Genomic DNA, 19,208 nt, shown 5'->3' on the forward strand with positions numbered 1-19,208 from the left:
ATTTGCCGGCCGCCGCACGCAAAGGCCGGCTCCCCTCCCCGCGCGGGCGCGCAGAGGGGAGCCGGCCGTCGCCGCGGCGGACTCAGTCGCGCCGTACGGCCACCACGTGCCACACCGGCATCGTGGCGTTGCCGAACTCGTCCAGCTCAAGTCCGGGCAGGCTGTCGGCGTCGACCTCCCGGTCCGGGTACTCGGCCCGGGTCATCTCGACGACGTCGGCCGCACCGAGCGAACTCGCGTACGTGGCCTCCGCCACCGAGACCACGTCCCACACGCCGCCCACCACCTCGCGCAGGCTCCGCGCGCTGTGCCGGTGCGGACCGGGGAACGGTGCCGGCAACTCCTCGGCGAAGGAGAAGATGTGCAGCCGCGCGCCCGGCCGGGCCGCCCGGTGCAGCGCCTCCAGGTAGCGCACCCGGTCGTCCTCCGCCAGCGAGTGGTAGCAGGCGCTGTCCACGACGGTGTCGAAGCGGCCGTCGAAGCCGGTCAGCCGGGTCGCGTCGGTGACGGCGAACTCCACCTGCACGCCCTTGGCCGCGGCTCGGGCGCTCGCCTCGTCCACCGCGATCTGCGACACGTCGACCGCGGTGACCCGGTGGCCCTGGGAGGCCAGGAAGGCGGCGTTGTCGCCCAGGCCGCAGCCCACGTCGAGCACCGCGCCCGTGATCAGCCCCGCCTTGTGCGCTTCCACCAGCGCCGGCTGCGGACGGCCGATGTCCCAGGGCTGCACCGGGGGAGCGTCCTGATCGCCCCGGTACATGCTCTCGAAGTCGTAGCGGTCCGGGATGTGGTCAGAGGCGAAGGACACGTTCTTCTCCGGGGTCTGGGGGCGGTCGGCTCCAGCGGCGGGCAGGCGCACCGACATCGCGTGGTGGAACACGTCACGCGGGTCGTAGGCGGCCTTCACCCGTTGCAGCGCCGGGTAGTTGTCCTTGTAGTACAGCTCGTGCCAGGGGACCCCGGAGGTGTTCTCCGCGGGGTCGGTCAGGTCGACGTCCGGATAGTTGATGTACGACCCGTCCGCCACGTCGCCGGAGACGGGGGCGCCGCCGGTCGCCGCGAACAGCTCCCGGTACAGCCCGCGCACCCAGGCGATGTGCCCCTCGTCCTCCGCGGGGTCGTGCCAGGCGGCCGAGTACGCGGCCTTGATCACGCAGTCGCGCTGGGCGGACGCGGTGTCGTCCGGCGCGACGGCGTTGATGGCGCCGCCGTAGCCGTTGAGCATCATCAGCGACTCGCGCCCGAAGTAGTCCTCCTTGTGGAACCACCGGTACAGCGCGGCGAGCTGCTCGTCCGAGTGCACCCCGCGCAGGTACGCGGCCTTCGCCTTGTTGCGGGCGCCCAGCACCGGACCGGAGTCGCCCTGGCCCATGTAGCGCACGCCGGTCAGCCAGGGCAGCCGGTGGCGGAAGACGAAGGGGCTGACCCCGGTGCCCTCGTCGACGGCCGCCAGGAACTCGTCCAGCAGCGCGTCGGCGCCCGACTCCGGGTCGTCGGATCCGTTCGAGCCGTCGGTGGCTTCGGCCACCTGCACGTACATCGTCAGATCACCGCCCGAGCGGTGCCGGACCCACAGCGAGGCGAAGAGGCGCGCGAACCGGGAGTCGGGGGCGCTGTTCGCCACGTGCCAGGCCATGAAGTTGCGCATGATCCGGGCGAACGCCGCCTGGTCGCAGCTCTCCCACGACCAGGCGACCATCGCGGTCAGCAGCGACGACGGCGCCTGCGGCAGCAACTGCTCCGGGTCCGGACCGAGGTCCCCCGGGGAGCGCAGCCAAAAGCGGGTCACGATGCCGAAGTTGCCGCCGCCGCCACCGGTGTGCGCCCACCACAGCTCGCGGTGCGGGTCGTCCTCCTCGCGGGTGGCGACCACGGTCCGCACCCGGCCTGCGGCGTCGACGTGCACGACCTCGACCGCGTACAGGTGGTCCGCGACCAGCCCGTGCAGCCGGCTCAGCGGACCGTAGCCGCCGCCCGTGACGTGCCCGCCCATGCCCACCGCGGTGCACACGCCCGCGGGCACGGTCACGCCCCAGTTGCGGTACAGCTCCTTGTAGACCTGGCCCACGTTGGCCCCCGCCTCCACGGCGAAGGCGCACCGCTGCGGGTCGTACGACACCCCGGACATCAGCGACATGTCGATGACGACCTCGACGGCCGGGTCGGAGACGAACGCCTCCCCGCAGTGGCCGCCGCTGCGCACGGCCACCCGCTTGCCCTCCGCGAGGGCCGCCCGCAGCGCGTCGGCGACCTGCTCGGCGGTGCGGACGAGCACGACCCGGTCGGGCTCGCCGGTGAAGCGGTAGTTGTCGCCGCGGACGAACTCGGCGTAGCGCCGGTCGGTGGGCAGCACCACCACCGGGTCCGGCACGGAGGACTCCACGGTCACTGCGCACCGTCCGCGTCATCCGCGGCCGAGCGCGAGAACACGACCTCGTAGGTGTTCGAAGAGCGCGAGGTCAGCAGCGGGCGGGCGGCGGCGCGCATCGACCGCGAGTCGGCCGGCCGCTCCTCCTCGGGCAGGTTGTGGAACGCCTCGTACGCCGCACGGCTCTCCCACTGCGCGTAGTTGACGACGAAGTCGCCCTCAAGGCCGCGCAGGATCGAGTGGGAGCGGTAGCCGGGGACGCCCTCCATCCACGGGTCGGGCTTGGCGAACAGGTCCACCAGACGCGCCTGGTTCGCCTCCTCGACGCCCATGATCACGATGACGGTGAAGTCGTCGCGGTCCGGGGAGATCTCGATCCGCTCCAGCTCCGGGTGGAGGTGGGTGGCGACGACTTCGGTCTTCAGCAGGTGGACCGAGGTGGTCAGGTCGGTGAAGTACGGGACGGTGTTGTGCTTGAAGTTCTCGCCCTCGTAACGGTCCCGCAGGTCTTCGACGCTGCGCCACTGGATGTAGTTGGCGGCGCACGGCTGGTCGATGCCGCCGTGCAGCGTGGAGGACCGCCAGCCGGGGTAGTTGGCGCCCTGGATGATCCCCTGCATGGTGTTCAGCAGGGTCGTCTGGTCCTCGTGGGTGCGGGTGTCGAACAGGTTGAAGACGGTCAGCGAGCCGTTGTCCGGCGTGATGAAGGGCATCTGGACGTCTCTTTCGTCTCTGGCGTCTCTAGCGTCTCGGGGACCCCGGCGACTGCTGCGATCGCTGGGACCTCTGTGATCGCTGCGGTCCCCGGGACCTCGCGGGTGTCGCGGGTCAGGCCCGGACGGCTTCGACCACGCTGTGCAGGCCCGCCCCGACGATCCGGGTCAGCCGCAGCCCCGCGCGGTCGAAGAGGTCGGCGAACTCCGCCTCGGTGCGCTGCTGGCCGCCGCAGAGCACCAGCATGTTCAGGTCCATCAGGGAGACCGTCGGGTTGGGGCGGGCGCCGTCCGTCATCACGGCCTCCACCAGCAGCACCCGGCCCCCGTCGCCCAGCGCGGCGCGGCAGTTGGCGAGGATCTTCAGCGAGCTCTCGTCGTCCCAGTCGTGCAGCACGTTGGAGAGCAGGTACGCGTCGCCGGCCGGCGGTACCGAGGAGAAGAAGTCGCCGCCGATGATCTCCACGCGGTCCGCGACGCCGTTGCGGGCGAAGGTCTGCGCGGCCTCGGCGACCACCTCGGGCTGGTCGTACAGCACGCCCCGGGTCTTCGGGTTGGCCTTCAGGACCGCGGACAGCAGCGCGCCGCGCCCGCCGGCCACGTCCACCAGGGTCCCGATGTCACTGAAGTCGAACGCGTCCACGACGGGCGCGATGAGCTGACGGGACGCCTCGGTCATGGCGTCGTTGAAGACCCCGGAGACGTCCGTGTGGTCCCGCATGAAGTCCCACACGTCCTGGCCGTGCATCCGCTCGAAGGCCGGCGTGCCGGTGCGCACGCTGTCGGCGAGCCCGGCCCAGGTGGCGCGGTCGGCGGTGAGCCCGACCCAGCGGGCGAAGTTGCGCATGGAGGTCGGCGAGTCGGTGCGCAGTGCCTCGCCCACCGGGGTGTTGGCGAACACCTTGCCGTCGCGCTCCTCGAAGAGCCCGACGTCCGTGCCGGCCCGCAGCAGGCGGTAGAGCGTGGGCGGGTGGGCGCCCACGGCCGCGGCGATCTCGTCCGAGGTCCGGGGCCCGTCACCGAGGACGTCGGCGATGCCGAGTTCGGCGGCGGCGCTGACGGCGGCGGCCATCCAGCTCGCGGTGGCGAGCTGGAGCACCCGGACGGACGGCGGAAGCTGGGGAGGAGGGGTCATGGCGCGCGGTTCCCTTTCGGTCGCGGTCGGGTGGAGGTGCGGGGTGGAGCGGGGTCGGGGACGGGGCGGTGCCTGGCGGGCGGTTCAGACCGCGGCGCGCACCGCGTCGATGACGTACGAGACGTCCCCGTCGCTCAGGTGCGGACCCATCGGCAGGCTCAGCACCTGCGCCGCGATGGCCTCCGCCTGCGGGAACGTCCCCGCCGGCCAGCGCTCCGCGTCGGCGTACGCGGGGGAGAGGTGGACCGGCACCGGGTAGTGGATCAAGGTGCCCACGCCCGCCTCGGTCAGCCTGCGCTGCACCGCGTCCCGGTCGTCGCAGCACACGACGTACAGGTGCCAGGAGGGCTCGGCCCCCTCGGGCACGCCCGTCGGCCGCAGCCCGGGCAGGTCGGCGAAGGCGGTTCGGTAGCGGTCGGCGATCTCGGCCCGCCGGGCGTTCCAGCGGTCCAGGTGCGGGAGCTTGGCCCGCAGCACCGCGGCGTGCAGCTCGTCCAGCCGGGAGTTGGTGGACTTCAGCTCGTGGTGGTACTTGCTGCGCGAGCCGTAGTTGCGCAGCAGCCGCAGCCGGTCGGCGAGTTCGGCGTCGTCGGTGAGCACGCCGCCGCCGTCGCCGAGCGCGCCCAGGTTCTTCCCCGGGTAGAAGCTGAACGCGGTGGCGGTCGCGTGCCCGCCACCGCCGACCCGGGTGCCGTGCAGCCGGGCGCCGTGCGCCTGCGCCGCGTCGTCGACGATCGCCAGCCCGTGCCGGTCCGTGACCCGCCGCAGCGCGGGCAGGTCCGCCGGCTGTCCGTAGAGGTGTACGGGCATGACCGCTCGGGTCGCGGGGGTGATCGCCGCCTCGACCGCGGCCGGATCCAGCAGGTGGGTGTCCGGGTCGACCTCGACGGGCACCACGTCCGCGCCGGTCTCGGAGACCGCGAGCCAGGTGGCGATGTACGTCGCGCTGGGTACCACGACCTCGTCGCCGGGACCGATGTCCAGCGCCCGCAGGGCGAGTTCCAGCGCGTCGCACCCGGTGGCGACGCTCACGCAGTGCGCGGCCCCGCAGTAGGCGGCGTACTCCTCCTCGAAGGCGCGCACCTCCTCGCCGAGCACGAACCAACCGGAGTCCACGACGCGGTGGTACGCGGCGTCCAACTCGGCCCGGATCTCGGCGTGCGGCCCCTTCAGGTCCAGATAGGGGACCTTCATGCGCGCGCTCCCGCGTCCGCGAGGAACTCGTCGTAGCGGCGGTAGTAGTCCGCCTCGTCGTAGTGCTCGGAGGCGAGGACCAGCGCGATGGCGCCTTCGGAGAAGTTCACCAGGCTGTTCCACACCATCGGGCCGATGTAGAGGCCCTGCCCGGGGTCGTCGAGACGGCAGACGGCGGTGTCGACGGTGTCGTCCACGGCGACGTCGAAGCTGCCGTTGATGGGGATGACGAACTGCTCCAGGTTGCGGTGGGCGTGGTCGCCGCGGACCGAGGCCGTCGGCAGGTCGTACAAGTAGAAGAGCCGCTTGATCGGGAAGCCGATGTCCTTGGCGCCCTCGACCACGGCCAACTGGCCGCGGGGGTCACCGATCGTCTGGAGGTTCATCAGCGCGCAGGGGCGGACCTTGCCGACCCGGCTGACGTCGGTCACGGCGTTCGGGTCGGTCATCGCGTGCCCCCGTCGGTCGACTCGGGCGCCACGCCGAGGAAGAGTCCGCGGCCCGACGGCCCGTCCTTGAGGAACTCCACCGCGAACCCGGCCTGCTCGAAGGCGTCCTCGTACTGCTCGCGGGTGAAGAGCGAGAGCACGTGCAGGTCGGAGAAGCGGCGCAGGCCGTTCACCGGCTCCGCGACGGTGTACTCCACCGTCATCCGGCTGGTGTTCCCGGCCCGTACGGTGTGGGAGACCCGGGCGATGGTCCGCCCGTCGACCTCCACCAGGCTGCTGCCGACGTACCCGTCGAGGAACGTCTCGGGGAACCACCACGGCTCGACCAGCGCGACCCCGCCCGGCGCGGTGTGCGCCCGGAAGGTGCGCAGGGTCCGCCGCAGGTCCTCGACCGACTTCAGATAGCCGACCGAGCTGAACAGACAGGTCACGGCGGAGAACCGCCGGCTGAGGTTGAACGAGCGCATGTCGTCCTGGTGGACGGCGACGCCGGGCAGTTGGCGGGTGGCCAGGGTGTGCATCCACGGCGACAGCTCCACCCCCTCCACGTGGTCCACCGAGGCGCGCAGCGCCGCGAGGTGGGCGCCGGTGCCGCAGGCCACGTCCAGCAGGCTGGTGACCTCGGGGCGCCGGGTGCGCAGCACGGCGAGGAAGTCGGCCGCCTCGGCGGCGTAGTCGCGGCCCCGGCCGCGGTAGATCGCGTCGTACACGTCGGCGTGCTCGGCGCCGTACGCCTGCTCCACGTCGGCGGGCGTCACGGGCGCGCCGGGTCGGGTGGCCGAGGGGGCGTTCATCCGCGCACCAGTCCTTCCAGGTCCTTCACCACGTCGTTCGGGGTGGGCAGGGAGTTGAGCTCGTCGGCGAGGACCCGGGCCTGGTGGCCGTAGCTCCCGTCGGACAGCACCTTGCGGCAGGCTTCGAAGGTGCCGTCGGGGGAGCCCTCCTCGCGGTGCAGCACGACCGCGGAGCCCTGCTGCTGCAACAGGGCCAGCGACGGTTCGAAGGCGACGAACTGGTTCAGCACGACCTGCGGGATCCCGGCGGACATGGCGTTCAGCGCGGTCAGCCCGCCGCTGTGCACGATGCCGTCGCAGGTGCGCAGCAGGAACTCCAGCGGCACCCAGCCGGCGCGGACCTGCGGGAAGCGCTCGCGCAGCTTCTCCGTCGCGGCTTCGTTCGCCGCCACCACGATCTCGGCGTCCAGGTCCACCAGCCGGGTCAGCAGCGCGCACAGGTGCTCGAAGATCTGCGGCATGGCGGTGCGGAAGCTGCCGTACGTGACGCAGATCCGCGGGCGCTCGCCCTTGGCGTACATCCACGGCTCCAGCGCCCGCTGCCGGTTGCCGGGCACCCAGCGCATGGGGCGGCCGGGCGTGGCGAACGACGGCAGGAGGCTCGGCGGGCAGATGTCCAAGAACACGTCCGGGGCGGGCAGTTCGGCGAGGCCCAGCCGCTCCAGCTCGGGGGCGAGCTCCTCGGCGGCGTACTGCTCGGCGCCGCCGAAGTGCAGCCAGTCCCACGCCTGGCGGACGTGCGGGACGCCGAGGTGGGCGGCGATCAGCCCGGCGGCGTGCGCGTCGGTGCCGCCGATGACGAGGTCGGGGCGCCAGTGCCGGGTGAGCTCCAGGAGCCCGTCGAGGCTGACGGCGGCCTGCCGGCCGAACCAGCGCCCCACGTAGGGAAGTTCCTGATCCGGCGACCAGGGGAACTCGATCGGGCCGCCGGGGCGGTCCAACTGCTTGATGCTCTCGGTGGTGTGCTCGGTGACCACGGCCACCGGAGGCAGCCCGACCGCCTCGATGCTGGAGGTCAGCTCGTCGAAGGAGGCGACCAGGATCTCGTGACCGGCGTTGCGCACCGCGGTCGCGAGCGGGGCGAGGGCGAAGACGCCGGCGGGGCTGGTTCCCGCTGCGATGAACAGGACTTTCATGGCTTCTCCGTAAGGTCTGGGCCGCCGTCCGGGCAGGGCGGAGCGCCGGCTCGCGGTGAGGGCGCGGGCCGGTCGGGACGCCGGGGTGTCCGGGAGGGCGTACGGGGTACGGGATGCGCGACGCGGGATGCGTACGGGAAGGAGCAGCGCCGTGCGCTCGTAGGGCGCGGTGCGCAGAGGTGAGGCGGACGCCGGGTGAGGGTCGGTCCGGGCGGCGCTCAGAACGGGAACGGGCCCCGGGGGCACAGCAGTTCCACGATGGACGCAATCTTCTTCACGGCTGGTCGCGGTGTCAAGGGGGCGGCCGGACCTCGCGGTCGTCGGTGCGTTCCGTCCCCCACCGCCCTGCTCCGAGGGGCGAAAGGTCTGTTGACAAGCGGTCCAGGGAGCAATTAGCTTTATCGTGAAGATACCTCAGGGCGGAGATAATCTCCGTCCGGGTGGGTGACCCGGTCGGTCGGTTCAAACCCCCGTAGCCGACCGGCCGGGTGCTTCGCAGAGCTCGCCGCCGGCGTGCCGAATTCAGTGCCGGGATGTGCACGATGAATACCCCTGGTAAATCAACATTCCACCCCGGCAGTCACATTCTGGGGTGGTGGAGAGAAAGCCTGGACAGCCCCGTCGGCATGTGCTTAGGCTTTATGGCCGGTGCATCACCCATGACCAAGTCTGTTGTTCCGAACCCGACATGAAGGACGGGCGGCAATGGGCTTCGGCCGGAATCTGGGAGAACAATGCCGTCGCACAAGTCCGCCATCGATGGCCGTCACGGCGGCCACAGTCAATTGCCGGTGCGAGGTGGCTGCCGGTGAAGGCCCTCGTCCTGTCCGGAGGCGCCGGAACTCGGCTTCGCCCCCTCACCCACACCTCTGCCAAACAGTTGGTCCCCGTCGCCAACAAGCCCGTCCTCTTCTACGGTCTTGAAGCCATCGCCGAAGCGGGCATCCGCGAGGTCGGAATCATCGTCGGCGACACCGCGGACGAGATTCGCGACGCGGTGGGTGACGGTTCCAAATTCGGCATCGACGTCACCTACATTCCCCAGGAACTGCCCCTGGGGCTCGCCCACGCGGTGCTGGTCGCCCGGGACTTCCTCGGGGACGACGACTTCGTGATGTACCTCGGTGACAATTTCATCGTCGGCGGCATCGCGGACCTGGTGCAGGGCTTCCGCGAGGACCGCCCGGACGCCCAGATCCTGCTGACTCGGGTGTCGGACCCCTCGGTCTTCGGCGTCGCCGAACTCGACGCGGCGGGGGAGGTGGTCCGACTGGAGGAGAAGCCCCAGTACCCGCAGAGCGACCTGGCGCTCGTCGGCGTCTACCTGTTCACCCCCGCCGTGCACGAGGCGGTCCGCGCGATCCAACCCTCGCTGCGCGGTGAGTTGGAGATCACCCACGCCATCCAGTGGCTGATCGACCGCGGCTACCGGGTGCGCTCCACCACCATCACCGGCTACTGGAAGGACACCGGCAACGTCATCGACATGCTGGAGGTCAACCGGTCCGTGCTGGAGACCATGGAGCCCTGGATCGAAGGCAGCGTCGACGAGGAGAGCCAGCTCATCGGGCGGGTCACCGTCGAAGCCGGCGCAAAGGTGCTGCGGTCGCGGATCGTCGGACCGGCGATCGTCGGACGCGGGACGGTGATCAGCGACTCGTACGTCGGGGCGTACACCTCCGTGTCGGAGGGCTGCCGGATCGAGAACAGCGAGATCGAGTTCTCCATCGTGCTGCGCGACTCCTCGATCAGGGGGGTGCGCCGGGTGGAGGCTTCCCTCATCGGGCGCAGCGTGACCGTCGCGCCCGCCCCCGCCGTCCCGCACGCCCACCGACTGATCCTCGGCGACCACAGCAAGGTGCAGATCTCCTCATGACCTCGACACACATCCTGGTGACCGGCGGCGCGGGCTTCATCGGCTCGCACTACGTGCGCACGCTGCTCGGGCCGGACGGCCCCGGTGACGTCAAGGTCACCGTCCTCGACCGACTGACCTACGCCGGCAACCCGGCGAACCTGGACCCGGTGCGCGAGCACCCCGCCTTCGGCTTCGTCCGCGGCGACGTCACCGACAGCTCCCTGGTCGGGATGTTGATGGCCCGGGTCGACGAAGTCGTCCACTTCGCGGCCGAGTCCCACGTGGACCGCTCCCTGGAGTCCTCTGCGCCCTTCGTGCGCACCAACGTGGTCGGCACCCAGGTCCTGTTGGACGCCGCCCTCAAGGAGGGCGTGCGCACCTTCGTCCAGATTTCCACCGACGAGGTGTACGGCTCCATCGACGAGGGCTCCTGGACCGAGGAGCGACCGCTCGCGCCCAACTCGCCCTACTCCGCCAGCAAGGCCGCGGCCGACCTGCTGGCGCTGAGCTACCACCGCAGCCACGGCCTGGACGTCCGGGTCACCCGGTGCTCCAACAACTACGGTCCGCACCAGTACCCGGAAAAGATCATTCCGCTGTTTGTGACCAATCTCCTGGACGGGAAGAAGGTTCCCCTCTACGGTGACGGGCGCAACGTCCGTGACTGGCTGCACGTGGACGATCATGTGCAGGGCGTGGAGCTGGTGCGCGCCAACGGTCGACCGGGCGAGGTCTACAACATCGGGGGTGGCACCGAGCTGACCAACCGTGAGCTCGCGGATCTATTGGTGACGGCGTGCGGCGCCGACGGGGACAGCGTGGAGTACGTCGCTGATCGTAAAGGTCACGACCGACGCTACTCAGTTGACTGTACTAAGATCCGCACCGAGCTGGGATACCGGCCGGTCCGAGACTTGACCAGCGGACTGGCTGAAACTGTCGCTTGGTATCGGGGGAATCGCAAGTGGTGGGAGCCGCTGAAGGAGCGCGCGATGGTGTGAGACCGTCCGCATCGTGCGCCGGCGCGTCGACAGGCGCGCCCACTTCTCACCCGCTTTACCGCAGGGTAAGCGGGTCTTCAATCGGTGCACAGGGAAACTTGTCCCTGCCCAAACGCACCCCCAGAGGCTAAGCTCGTGACCGACTGGCGTTGCCATTGGCGCGCTGCAGGACACTCGCGTTCACCTCTGGAGGGAAAGTGATTAAGGTTCTGCTCGCCCAAGACGGCCGTATGGTACGGGGGGCATTTCTTGCGCTTCTGGCGCAGGAGAACGACATCGTCGTCGTCGCCGAATTAGCGGCGGGACGCGAGTTGGTGCAGGCTGCACGCCGTTTTGAGCCGGACGTTGCGGTGATCGATATCGACACACCGGTCCACGACGACCTGTCAGCAATTCAACAAATTCATGAAGAGTTGCCGAAGACGCGCACGCTCATTCTGACGAGTACGTGGCGGCCGACGATCGTTCGGCGGGCACTTGACATTCAGGTGGGTGGATTCCTGGTAAAGGAATCCCCACCAGAGAAACTCGTCAGCACCATAAGGGAGTTGGCGGCGGGACTGCGGGTCATCGACTTCGACCTGGCCGTTTCGGCGTGGCAGTCACCGCCGCCGCCACTGACGGAGCGTCAATTGGAGATCCTGCGACTGGCGGCGGCCGGCGACGGCGTGCCCGAGATCGCGGCCCGGCTCCATCTGTCGCCGGGCACGGTCCGCAACTACCTCAGCTCGGTCACCACCAAGCTGAATGCGCGCACCAGGATGGACGCGGTCCGCATCGCGGCCGACGCCGGCTGGCTGTGACCTTCCGCATCCTGTGCCCACGCGGCCGGGACGGGACACCCTTAGGTGGCTGGAATGCCTATGGTGCCCGCCCCGGCCCTCGTGCTTTCGCAGTCACCCTCCAGGGCCGTCGGGATGGGTCCCGATGGGCGCCCGTTGGGGCTCCTCCGGGGGTTTCACGAGTCCGCCATCGGGGGTTTCGAGGGTGTTTTCCAGTCAGTCACGAACTGTACTTCTCCGGGACTGGCGGTGATTGGCGCAGGTGGGCGGGGGTGAATGACGCTGCTTGCGTGTCATGTTCGCGCCGGTCTCGATCATCGCGTGATTGACGCACACAACTATGTGCGTTCTTCACGAAGCACATGGGCTTTTCATAATGTGTTGATGATGAAGACACTCCCCCATGGAGTCTTGCTGCCCTACGGTGGTGGGAAACCAGTCGAGTCGTCTGGCTGAAACAAGGGGGATCTGGCGCGACTATGCGAAGCCCGTCATGGAATCACTGCCGCGCTCCGAAAGTCACGGTCGGTTGCACAGCCGAGGGAGGCACCACCCTGTGCGACTGCTGCAAGGACGAACTGTTCACCGCCTTCGGGGAGCTACCCGCGCTGTACTCCGCGTGTGAGGTTGCCCTCGGGGGGTCCCGTACGGTCCAGGAAAGGGTGTCCGGCGGTGCCGGACGGCGTGACCTGCCGTTCAACGACAACGTCGCCGAAGTGCGCTCCCGGGTCCGGTCGGTACTGGCCTCCTGGTCGGCCCTGGTGGTCGAGGAGCGGGGGGTCGAGGCGCCCGAGCGGCGCGTCGCGCCGATGGCGCGCTTCTGTCAGCAGAACGTGTCCTGGCTCGCCGAACACTGGGCGGCCAGGGACGTGTTGGAGGAGCTGCGGGCCCTGACCCGGCTCGCCCGCAGGGCCACCGATTCCGGCCGGGTCCGGGTCGTGCCCCTCGGGACCTGCGTCCACCAGGGCTGTTCGGGCAAGTTGAAGGCCGTGGTCAAGGTGCCGAGCACCGACGCGAAGCCGTCGGAGATCCGGTGCAGTGCGGACGTGACCCACGTGTGGGGGCCGGACGAGTGGGCCGCGCTCCGCTCGGACGCGCACGGGCGCACCGCCGAGCAGCGCGCCTGGTACACCGTCGTGGACATCAAGGCGCTGTGGAACCTGCCGAACGGCAGCATCTACCGACTCGCCAACCAGAACGAATGGCGTCGGCGAAAGGTCGCGGGACGCGTGTACTACCACGCCGGGGACGTGACCGCGGCGCTGCGGGGCTGACCTGACGCAGCGCCGGCGCCGGTGGGCGTGTGGGGCGCCGCCCGACGGGGCGGGCGCCCCACACGTGCGTGCGCGCCCGCACGCATTGGGGCCCACGGCGCCGCGGACGAACACGGCGGCTACGGCACCGGGGACGAGCACAGCGGCCCGGGAAGCCCCGGTCAGGGGGCTTCCCGAACCGCTCACGGCGCGGGCTGCGGCACCGACCCCGCCAGCCGCTCGACCGCCCCCGTCCACACGGGCCAGGGCTCGCGCGACGCGGGCGCCAACAGCGGTACGACGGAGCTGCGGCCGGCGCGCACCGAAGGGTGCCGGCGCGCCAGGGTCGCCAGCGCCCCCGCGGGGGCGGCGTCGACCACCGTGTGCGCGGCACCGTCCAACACGGTGCACAGCGCCGGCCAGAACCGCACCGGCAGCGCCATCTGATCGGCCCAGAAGTCGGGCCGCACCGCTTCCGCGTCCGACACCGGGCGAGCGGTGCGGGTGGACACGATCGGTATCCGCGGCGGGCTCAGCACCTCGGCGGCGACCGCGGTGCGGAACCGGTCCGCGGCCCGTCGCATCGCCGGGGCGTGCCACGGCTCCAGCGCCCGCACCCGGCGCGCCGTCAGCCCCTGCTCGCACAGGGTCCGTTCGGCCGCCGTCAGCGCCGGCTCCGGGCCGGCGAGCACCGTTTGCGCGGGCCCGTTGTGCGCGCCGAGCGCCACGCCCGTGCAACCGTCCCCGGCCCGCACCCGCTCCAACACCGACTCCGGCGCCCCGGCCACGGCCAGCATTCCGCCGGCGGGCGCGGCCGCGAGCGCCGCGCAGCGCGCCGCGAGGATCCGGGCCGCCGCGGCGGGGGAGAACACCCCCGCGAGCGTCGCCGCGGCCAACTCGCCGACGCTGTGCCCGATCAGCACGGCCGGCCGCACTCCGCGGGCCGCCAGCGCCTCCCCGATGCCGTACCCGATCAGGAACAGCAGGGGCTGCGCGGTGGCGCCCCGGTCGGCGGGCGCGCCGTCGACCAGGCCGAGCCACGTCTGACGCACCCCCGCCCCCCGGGGCCCCAGCGCGGCCAGGAACTCGTCGGCGACCGCGGCGAACCGGGGCTCGCGACGGTACAGCTCCACGGCCATGCCGACGTGCTGGAAGCCCTGCCCCGGCAGGAGCAGGGCGATCGGCTGCCCGGTCACCGGACCAGGGTCCCGGGGGAGCGCACCGCGCCCAGCGCCGCCACGGCCTGCGCCAGCCGCGGGGCGTCGTTGGTGCGGTACACCTCCGCCTCCGGGGAGATCCGCTGGCACAGCTTGCTCAGCGCCTTGCCGGCGCCGACCTCCACGAACCGGTCGACCCCCGCGTCCGTCAGGGCGCGCACGGTGTCCGCCCACAGCACCCGGTTGGTGAACTGGCGGCGCAGACACTCCGCGGCCTGCCGTGCGTCGAGCACCGGGGCCGCGGTCAGCGCCGAGTAGATCGGGATCACCGGGTCCCGCAGATCGAGGTCGTCGATCGCCCGCGCGAACTCCTCCTCGATGCCCGACAGGAGGCTGCAGTGCGCCGGCCCGCCGATGTCCAGGGTGAGCACCCGCTCGGCGCCCTCGGCGTCCGCGTACTTGAGCAGTTGCGCCACCCCGGCGAGCCCGCCGGACACCACGATCTGCCGGTCCTCGTTGAGGTTGGCGATCTCCACGACCTCGCCGGTGTCGGCGGCGGCCCGGGCGCACAGCTCCTCCACCCCGGCGACCGGAATGCCGATCACGACGCCCAGACAGCCGGGCACCGTCCGGTTGACCGAGTCCATCAACTCGCCGCGCAGCCGCACCAGGCGCAGCCCGTCCCGCAGGTCGAGCACCCCGGCCGCGACCATCGCGGCGAACTCGCCCAGGCTGTGCCCGGCCACCACGTCGGGGACGACGCCGTGGCCGCGCAGCACCTCGTGGGCCACGACGCTGGTCAGGAACACCGCGGGCTGGGTGACGGGCATCGCCCGCAACTCCTGCGCCGGCCCCTGCCAACACAACTGCGTCAGCGGGATCCCGAGGATCTCGTCGGCGACCCGGTAGTGGGACTCGATCAGGTCCGGTCGGTCCGCGACCAGGTCGCGGCCCATCCCGACGCGCTGCGACCCCTGTCCCGGGAAGACGAAGGCGGTAGCACTCATCCCGGGCGTCACCCCCTTCTCCTCAGTGGCTTTCCTGCCTGGTTCGGTTTCGTGCGGCACCGCCGTTCCCGGTGGCGCGCAGGTGCGACGCCGCGGGCGGCGCTCAGGCGAACCTGAGCGCCGCGATGGGGCACGTGTGCACGGCGCTGAGCGCCGCCTCCCGCTGGTCCTCCGGCACGTCCCCGGCCACCAGCACGTTCGCGTGGCCGTCGTCGAGCAGGAGCAGTTCGGGCGCCTCCGCCTCGCACAGCCCGTACCCCTCGCACCGTTCGAGGTCGACGGTGATCCGCATCCGGTCGGTCTGCTCCTCGGCAGTGGTCACGTGTGCAGCGTGACCGGCAGCGAAGCGATGCCGCGGATCGTGTTGTGCAACCGCCAGGTGGGCTCGCCCACCTCGATGGAACGGACCTTCGTCGACAGCGCCTTGAGCAGGCTGTGCCCCTCCAGCCGGGACAGCGCCTGGCCCACGCACCCGTGGATGCCGTGGCCGAACCCGACGTGCTGCGCCACCGCGCGGCGGTGGATGTCGAAGGCGTCCGGCTCCGTCCAGTGGCGCTCGTCGCGGTTGGCCGAGCCGTACAGCAGCAGGACGCGCATCCCGGGCTCCAGCGACACCCCGCCGAGCTCCCGCTCCCGGGTCACCAGCCGGGTGAAGCCGCGCAGCGGCGACTCGATGCGGATGATCTCGTTGAACGCCCGCGGGATGTGCGACTCGTCCGCGCGGATCTCCTCCCACTGCTCCTGGTGCGTGCCCAGCAGCCACAGCATGCTGGAGAGCGCGCTGACGGAGGTGTCCATCGACGGGGCGAGGAAGTCGCCGAGCAGCCCCGGCAGCAGGTACTCCTCGATCTTGCCGTCCTTCGCGTCGGTCACCAACTGCTCGCCCCAGCTACCGGGCCGCAGATTGCCCGGCACGGACATCCGCGCCAGGAACTCCGACATCTCCTTCAGCAGCGGGAAGCCCGACATCGTCCGCTGGTTGAGCGGACCGAACGCGTTGAAGCCGGCGGTCGCCCACTCCAACAGGCGCTCCTTGCCCTCGTCCACCGGCCAGCCCAGCAGGTCGGGCACCACGGCCAGCGGGAACGCCTGCGCGAAGTCGGTGACCGCGTCGAAGGTGCCCTTCTCGATGAGCTGGTCGACCAGGGTGTTCGCCCAGCCCTCGATGTAGTCGTGGAACTCCTCCAGCGCCTTGGGCTTCAGATGGCGGGCCACCAGCCCGCGCACGTAGTCGTGGTACGGCGGGTCACTGGTGAAGCTGGACCCCTTCTGGGCCTTGTTGAGCGTCTCCGTCAGGCCCACGCCCGACGCCGACGAGAAGGTGGTGTGGTCGTGCAGCGCGTCGTACACCTCGCGGTAGCGCGCCACCGCGTAGACCTCGTGCGCCTCCAGCCACACCACCGGGCCCAGGTCGCGAAGGCGCCGGTAGTCCTCGTACGGGGAGAGGATCGACGTGTCGCTGTACGGGTCGATGTCACTGCGGGGAATGGTGCCGGTCGCCATGGTGCTCCGTCTCCTTGGGGGTCTTCGGGTCAGCCGCGCGGCGCGGCGGTCGACAAGTGGGCATTGACCACGCCGACCAGGTCGCGCGGGGTCTCGACGTCGGCGAACGCCGTGTCCTCGAACTCCAGCCCGTACTCGCGACCGATGCGGCTGCCGGTCTCCAGCAGCGCCAGGGAGTCGTACCCGAGGTCGTCGAAGCTGGCGTCGAGGATGTCGCCGTCCAACTCGGCGGTGGCGCCGGCTCCCTCCCGCAGGATGCGCTTGAGGTCGTCGATGGAGAAGCTGCTCATGTTCCGCTCCTTCGTGGCGGTCGTGCTGCGCCGGGGCGCGTGAGGGCCTGTCTTGCGGATCGGGCTGACGGCGGCGCTCACGCCGCCCGCACCACGACGGCCGAGTTGAAGCCGCCGTGACCGCGGGCGAGGACGACCGCGGTGCGCACCGCGGCCTGCCGCGGCCGACCGGTGACCAGGTCGATGCCGTACTCGGCGGCGCCCTCGACGTGCAGCGTCGGCGGGATCACCCCGTCGCGGATCGCCAGCAGCGCGGTCGCGACGTCCAGCGCCGCGGCGCCCGCGGTGAGCCGGCCCGTCATCGTCTTCGGGGCCGTCACCGGCACCCCGCCGCGGCCGAAGACCGCGTTGACGGCGTCGGCCTCGATGCGGTCGAGTTCGGGCACGGCGGCGCCGTCCGCGAAGACCACGTCGACCTCGTCGGGGCGCACCTCCGCGTCCTCAAGCGCCAGCGTCAGGGCCCGGCGCAGGCCCGGCTCGCGCCCGCTCCCGGGCCGCGGGTCCATCGTGGAGCCGTACCCGGCGATCAGCCCGTGGATCCGGGCGCCGCGCTCCCGCGCCGCCGCCACGTCCTCCACCACCAGGTGCGCCCCGCCCTCGCCCGGCACGTGCCCGCGGGCCCGCGCGTCGAAGGGCAGGTACGCGCGCTCCGGATCCTCCGACGTGCTCATCCGTTCGCCCGCCATCTGCGCCACCCAGCCCCAGGGACACAGCGAGCCGTCCACCCCGCCGGAGACCACCAACTGGGTGCCCTTGCGGATCTGCCGACGGCTCTGGGCCAGCGCGTCCAACCCGCCGGCCTGGTCGCTGACGACGACCCCGCTGGGGCCGCGCATGCCGTGCCGGATCGAGATCTGCCCGGAGTTCACCGCGTAGAACCAGGCGTACGACTGGTACGCGCTGACGTACTTCGGGCCCTCGCGCCAGAGGTTCTCCAACTCCCGCTGACCGAACTCGAAGCCGCCCGCGGAGCTGGCGGTGATCACCCCGGCGCCGAAGTCCGGCAGGTCCTGCGGCTGCACCCCGGCGTCGTCCAACGCCCACTGCGCCGCGATCAGCGACAGCCGGGTCATGTGGTCGGTCTGCGGGACGAGCCGGCTCGGCAGGTGCTCGGCCGGGTCCAGGTCGATCTCGCCGGCGAGCTTCGCGGGGTAGCCGGAGGCGTCGAAGCGGCGCAGCGGACCGATGCCGCTGCGCCCCGCCAAGGTGGCCTTCCAGTACTCCTCGGTGCCCTGCCCGTTGGGGGCGATGGCTCCGATGCCGGTGACAGCCACGGCCGTCATGCCGCGCTCCTCTCGGGACGGGACAGGACCATGGCGCTCTGGAAGCCGCCGAAGCCGCTGCCGACCGTGAGCACCCGGTCGGTGCGCCAGTCACGGGCGGTCAGGGGCACGTAGTCCAGGTCGAGTTCGGGGTCCTGGTGGTGCAGGTTCGCGGTGGGCGGCACCACGTTGTGCCGGATGGCGAGCGCGGACGCGGCGATCTCGATGGAGCCGATCGCGCCCAGCGAGTGCCCCACCATCGACTTGATGGAGCTGACCGGCACCCGGTAGGCGTGCGCCCCCAGGCTGGCCTTGAAGGCGGCCGTCTCGTGCCGGTCGTTCTGCTTGGTGCCGGAGCCGTGGGCGTTGACGTAGTCGACGTCCTCGGGCGCGAACCGGCTCTCGTCCAGCGCGGCGGTGATCGCCACCGCCATCTCGGCGCCGTCCGCCCGCAGCCCGGTCATGTGGTACGCGTTGCTGCGCGTGGCGTACCCGGTGACCTCGGCGTACACGGTCGCGCCGCGGCGCCGGGCCGACTCGTACTCCTCCAACACGAACACCGCGGAGCCCTCGCCGAGGACGAAGCCGTTGCGGGTGCTGTCGTAGGGGCGGGAGGCGTGCTCCGGGTCGTCGTTGTGGACCGTGGTGGCCTTGATCGCGTCGAAGCAGGCAACCGTGATGGGGGAGATCGGGGCGTCCGTGGCCCCGGTGACCATCACGTCGGCGCTGCCCTCGCGGATCAGCTCCACGGCGTGCCCGACGGCGTCGATGCCGGAGGTGCAGCCGGTGGAGACCACCGTGGCCGGCCCCTCCGCGCCGACCGCCCAGGCCACTTCGGTGGCGAAGGAACTGGGCACCAGGTAGTCGTACAGGTGCGGGGTCGCATAGGCGTGGTCGACGAGGTGCCTGGTGCCGTCGTCGCTGACGACCCGGTACTCGTCCTCCAGGCTGGTGGTGGCGCCGACGGCGCTGCCGATCGTGACGCCGATGCGGTGCGGGTCGACCTCGGGCAGCTCAAGACCGCTGTCGGCGACCGCCTCGGCGGCGGCGACCACGGCGAACTGCGCGGCCCGGTCCATCCGGCGGATCTCCTGGGCGCGCAGCCCGTGCTCCTCCGGGTGGAAGTCGACCTCGGCCGCGACCCGCGACCGGTAGGGGGTGGGGTCGAAGTGGGTCAGGGTCCGGGTGGCGGTGCGTCCCTCGCTGATCAGGGACCAGAAGTTCTTGGTGCCCACGCCGCCCGGCGCGAGTACACCGATACCGGTGATGACCACTCGCCGCCTCGTCATGATGTCCTCCACAGAAA

At 71.3% G+C, this 19,208-nt stretch carries 18 protein-coding genes; 4 read left to right on the forward strand and 14 right to left on the reverse strand.

Annotated features, from left to right (window positions below):
- Positions 1–82 precede the first annotated feature (82 nt).
- The 7 genes from ACH4E8_RS18690 to ACH4E8_RS18720 all read right to left on the reverse strand — a co-directional run bounded on the left by ACH4E8_RS18690 (position 83) and on the right by ACH4E8_RS18720 (position 7,789).
- Complete coding sequence (locus ACH4E8_RS18690; protein ID WP_398449466.1) at positions 83–2,389, reverse strand: methyltransferase domain-containing protein; 2,307 nt, start codon at positions 2,387–2,389, stop codon at positions 83–85.
- Positions 2,386–3,081 (reverse strand): antibiotic biosynthesis monooxygenase family protein, encoded by a 696-nt coding sequence (locus ACH4E8_RS18695; protein ID WP_398449468.1) that lies wholly within the window; start codon positions 3,079–3,081, stop codon positions 2,386–2,388. The genes ACH4E8_RS18690 and ACH4E8_RS18695 overlap by 4 nt, the downstream gene beginning before the upstream one ends.
- 115 nt (positions 3,082–3,196) lie before the next feature.
- On the reverse strand, positions 3,197–4,216 hold the full coding sequence (locus tag ACH4E8_RS18700; RefSeq protein ID WP_398449470.1) for a methyltransferase: 1,020 nt from the start codon (positions 4,214–4,216) through the stop codon (positions 3,197–3,199).
- A gap of 84 nt (positions 4,217–4,300) precedes the next feature.
- Entirely contained in the window at positions 4,301–5,410 is a 1,110-nt protein-coding gene (locus tag ACH4E8_RS18705) for a DegT/DnrJ/EryC1/StrS family aminotransferase (protein WP_398449472.1), read from the reverse strand.
- Positions 5,407–5,859 (reverse strand): sugar 3,4-ketoisomerase, encoded by a 453-nt coding sequence (locus ACH4E8_RS18710; RefSeq protein WP_398449474.1) that lies wholly within the window; start codon positions 5,857–5,859, stop codon positions 5,407–5,409. The genes ACH4E8_RS18705 and ACH4E8_RS18710 overlap by 4 nt, the downstream gene beginning before the upstream one ends.
- Positions 5,856–6,653 carry a class I SAM-dependent DNA methyltransferase gene (locus ACH4E8_RS18715; RefSeq protein WP_398449476.1) on the reverse strand — a complete coding sequence of 266 codons (798 nt, stop codon included), beginning with the start codon at positions 6,651–6,653 and terminating at the stop codon, positions 5,856–5,858. Before ACH4E8_RS18715 ends, ACH4E8_RS18710 begins: the two co-directional genes overlap by 4 nt.
- Entirely contained in the window at positions 6,650–7,789 is a 1,140-nt protein-coding gene (locus tag ACH4E8_RS18720) for a glycosyltransferase (protein WP_398449479.1), read from the reverse strand. The genes ACH4E8_RS18715 and ACH4E8_RS18720 overlap by 4 nt, the downstream gene beginning before the upstream one ends.
- An 808-nt stretch (positions 7,790–8,597) precedes the next feature.
- On the opposite strand from ACH4E8_RS18720, the gene ACH4E8_RS18725 reads away from it, so the two are divergent.
- From ACH4E8_RS18725 to ACH4E8_RS18740, 4 genes are all read left to right on the forward strand, one after another.
- On the forward strand, positions 8,598–9,665 hold the full coding sequence (locus ACH4E8_RS18725; protein WP_398449481.1) for a glucose-1-phosphate thymidylyltransferase: 1,068 nt from the start codon (positions 8,598–8,600) through the stop codon (positions 9,663–9,665).
- The gene (gene rfbB / locus ACH4E8_RS18730) at positions 9,662–10,648 is read left to right on the forward strand and encodes a dTDP-glucose 4,6-dehydratase (protein ID WP_398449483.1); all 987 of its coding nucleotides are present in this window, start codon (positions 9,662–9,664) and stop codon (positions 10,646–10,648) included. Before ACH4E8_RS18725 ends, rfbB begins: the two co-directional genes overlap by 4 nt.
- 197 nt (positions 10,649–10,845) lie before the next feature.
- Positions 10,846–11,451: a DNA-binding response regulator gene (locus tag ACH4E8_RS18735; RefSeq protein ID WP_398449485.1), complete on the forward strand. Its 606-nt coding sequence runs from the start codon at positions 10,846–10,848 to the stop codon at positions 11,449–11,451.
- 641 nt (positions 11,452–12,092) lie between these two features.
- Entirely contained in the window at positions 12,093–12,704 is a 612-nt protein-coding gene (locus ACH4E8_RS18740) for a hypothetical protein (RefSeq protein ID WP_398449487.1), read from the forward strand.
- Positions 12,705–12,886: 182 nt separating this feature from the next.
- On the opposite strand, the gene ACH4E8_RS18745 is transcribed toward ACH4E8_RS18740, so the two are convergent.
- The 7 genes from ACH4E8_RS18745 to ACH4E8_RS18775 all read right to left on the reverse strand — a co-directional run bounded on the left by ACH4E8_RS18745 (position 12,887) and on the right by ACH4E8_RS18775 (position 19,191).
- Positions 12,887–13,879: an acyltransferase domain-containing protein gene (locus tag ACH4E8_RS18745; RefSeq protein WP_398449489.1), complete on the reverse strand. Its 993-nt coding sequence runs from the start codon at positions 13,877–13,879 to the stop codon at positions 12,887–12,889.
- Positions 13,876–14,847 carry an ACP S-malonyltransferase gene (locus ACH4E8_RS18750; protein ID WP_398449491.1) on the reverse strand — a complete coding sequence of 324 codons (972 nt, stop codon included), beginning with the start codon at positions 14,845–14,847 and terminating at the stop codon, positions 13,876–13,878. Before ACH4E8_RS18750 ends, ACH4E8_RS18745 begins: the two co-directional genes overlap by 4 nt.
- Before the next feature lie 103 nt (positions 14,848–14,950).
- The gene (locus ACH4E8_RS18755; protein WP_398449493.1) at positions 14,951–15,169 is read right to left on the reverse strand and encodes a ferredoxin; all 219 of its coding nucleotides are present in this window, start codon (positions 15,167–15,169) and stop codon (positions 14,951–14,953) included.
- On the reverse strand, positions 15,166–16,350 hold the full coding sequence (locus ACH4E8_RS18760) for a cytochrome P450 (protein ID WP_398449495.1): 1,185 nt from the start codon (positions 16,348–16,350) through the stop codon (positions 15,166–15,168). Before ACH4E8_RS18760 ends, ACH4E8_RS18755 begins: the two co-directional genes overlap by 4 nt.
- 29 nt (positions 16,351–16,379) lie before the next feature.
- Positions 16,380–16,640, reverse strand: a complete 261-nt coding sequence (locus tag ACH4E8_RS18765; protein WP_398449497.1) for an acyl carrier protein — start codon at positions 16,638–16,640, stop codon at positions 16,380–16,382.
- A gap of 77 nt (positions 16,641–16,717) precedes the next feature.
- The gene (locus ACH4E8_RS18770; protein WP_398449499.1) at positions 16,718–17,923 is read right to left on the reverse strand and encodes a ketosynthase chain-length factor; all 1,206 of its coding nucleotides are present in this window, start codon (positions 17,921–17,923) and stop codon (positions 16,718–16,720) included.
- On the reverse strand, positions 17,920–19,191 hold the full coding sequence (locus ACH4E8_RS18775; RefSeq protein ID WP_398449501.1) for a beta-ketoacyl-[acyl-carrier-protein] synthase family protein: 1,272 nt from the start codon (positions 19,189–19,191) through the stop codon (positions 17,920–17,922). Before ACH4E8_RS18775 ends, ACH4E8_RS18770 begins: the two co-directional genes overlap by 4 nt.
- Positions 19,192–19,208: the final 17 nt, after the last annotated feature.

It is taken from the genome of Streptomyces sp. NPDC017979, from assembly GCF_044328175.1.
In the GTDB taxonomy this organism is placed as follows: Bacteria; Actinomycetota; Actinomycetes; order Streptomycetales; family Streptomycetaceae; genus Streptomyces.

Bases quoted from the DNA above. Each gene is read 5' to 3' on its own strand.
- ACH4E8_RS18750 (WP_398449491.1), bottom strand. From the start codon at position 14,847: ATGAGTGCTACCGCCTTCGTCTTCCCGGGACAGGGGTCGCAGCGCGTC.
- ACH4E8_RS18720 (WP_398449479.1), bottom strand. From the start codon at position 7,789: ATGAAAGTCCTGTTCATCGCAGCGGGAACCAGCCCCGCCGGCGTCTTC.
- ACH4E8_RS18710 (WP_398449474.1), bottom strand. From the start codon at position 5,859: ATGACCGACCCGAACGCCGTGACCGACGTCAGCCGGGTCGGCAAGGTC.
- ACH4E8_RS18770 (WP_398449499.1), bottom strand. From the start codon at position 17,923: ATGACGGCCGTGGCTGTCACCGGCATCGGAGCCATCGCCCCCAACGGG.
- ACH4E8_RS18775 (WP_398449501.1), bottom strand. From the start codon at position 19,191: ATGACGAGGCGGCGAGTGGTCATCACCGGTATCGGTGTACTCGCGCCG.
- ACH4E8_RS18760 (WP_398449495.1), bottom strand. From the start codon at position 16,350: ATGGCGACCGGCACCATTCCCCGCAGTGACATCGACCCGTACAGCGAC.
- ACH4E8_RS18705 (WP_398449472.1), bottom strand. From the start codon at position 5,410: ATGAAGGTCCCCTATCTGGACCTGAAGGGGCCGCACGCCGAGATCCGG.
- ACH4E8_RS18700 (WP_398449470.1), bottom strand. From the start codon at position 4,216: ATGACCCCTCCTCCCCAGCTTCCGCCGTCCGTCCGGGTGCTCCAGCTC.
- rfbB (WP_398449483.1), top strand. From the start codon at position 9,662: ATGACCTCGACACACATCCTGGTGACCGGCGGCGCGGGCTTCATCGGC.
- ACH4E8_RS18765 (WP_398449497.1), bottom strand. From the start codon at position 16,640: ATGAGCAGCTTCTCCATCGACGACCTCAAGCGCATCCTGCGGGAGGGA.
- ACH4E8_RS18695 (WP_398449468.1), bottom strand. From the start codon at position 3,081: ATGCCCTTCATCACGCCGGACAACGGCTCGCTGACCGTCTTCAACCTG.
- ACH4E8_RS18715 (WP_398449476.1), bottom strand. From the start codon at position 6,653: ATGAACGCCCCCTCGGCCACCCGACCCGGCGCGCCCGTGACGCCCGCC.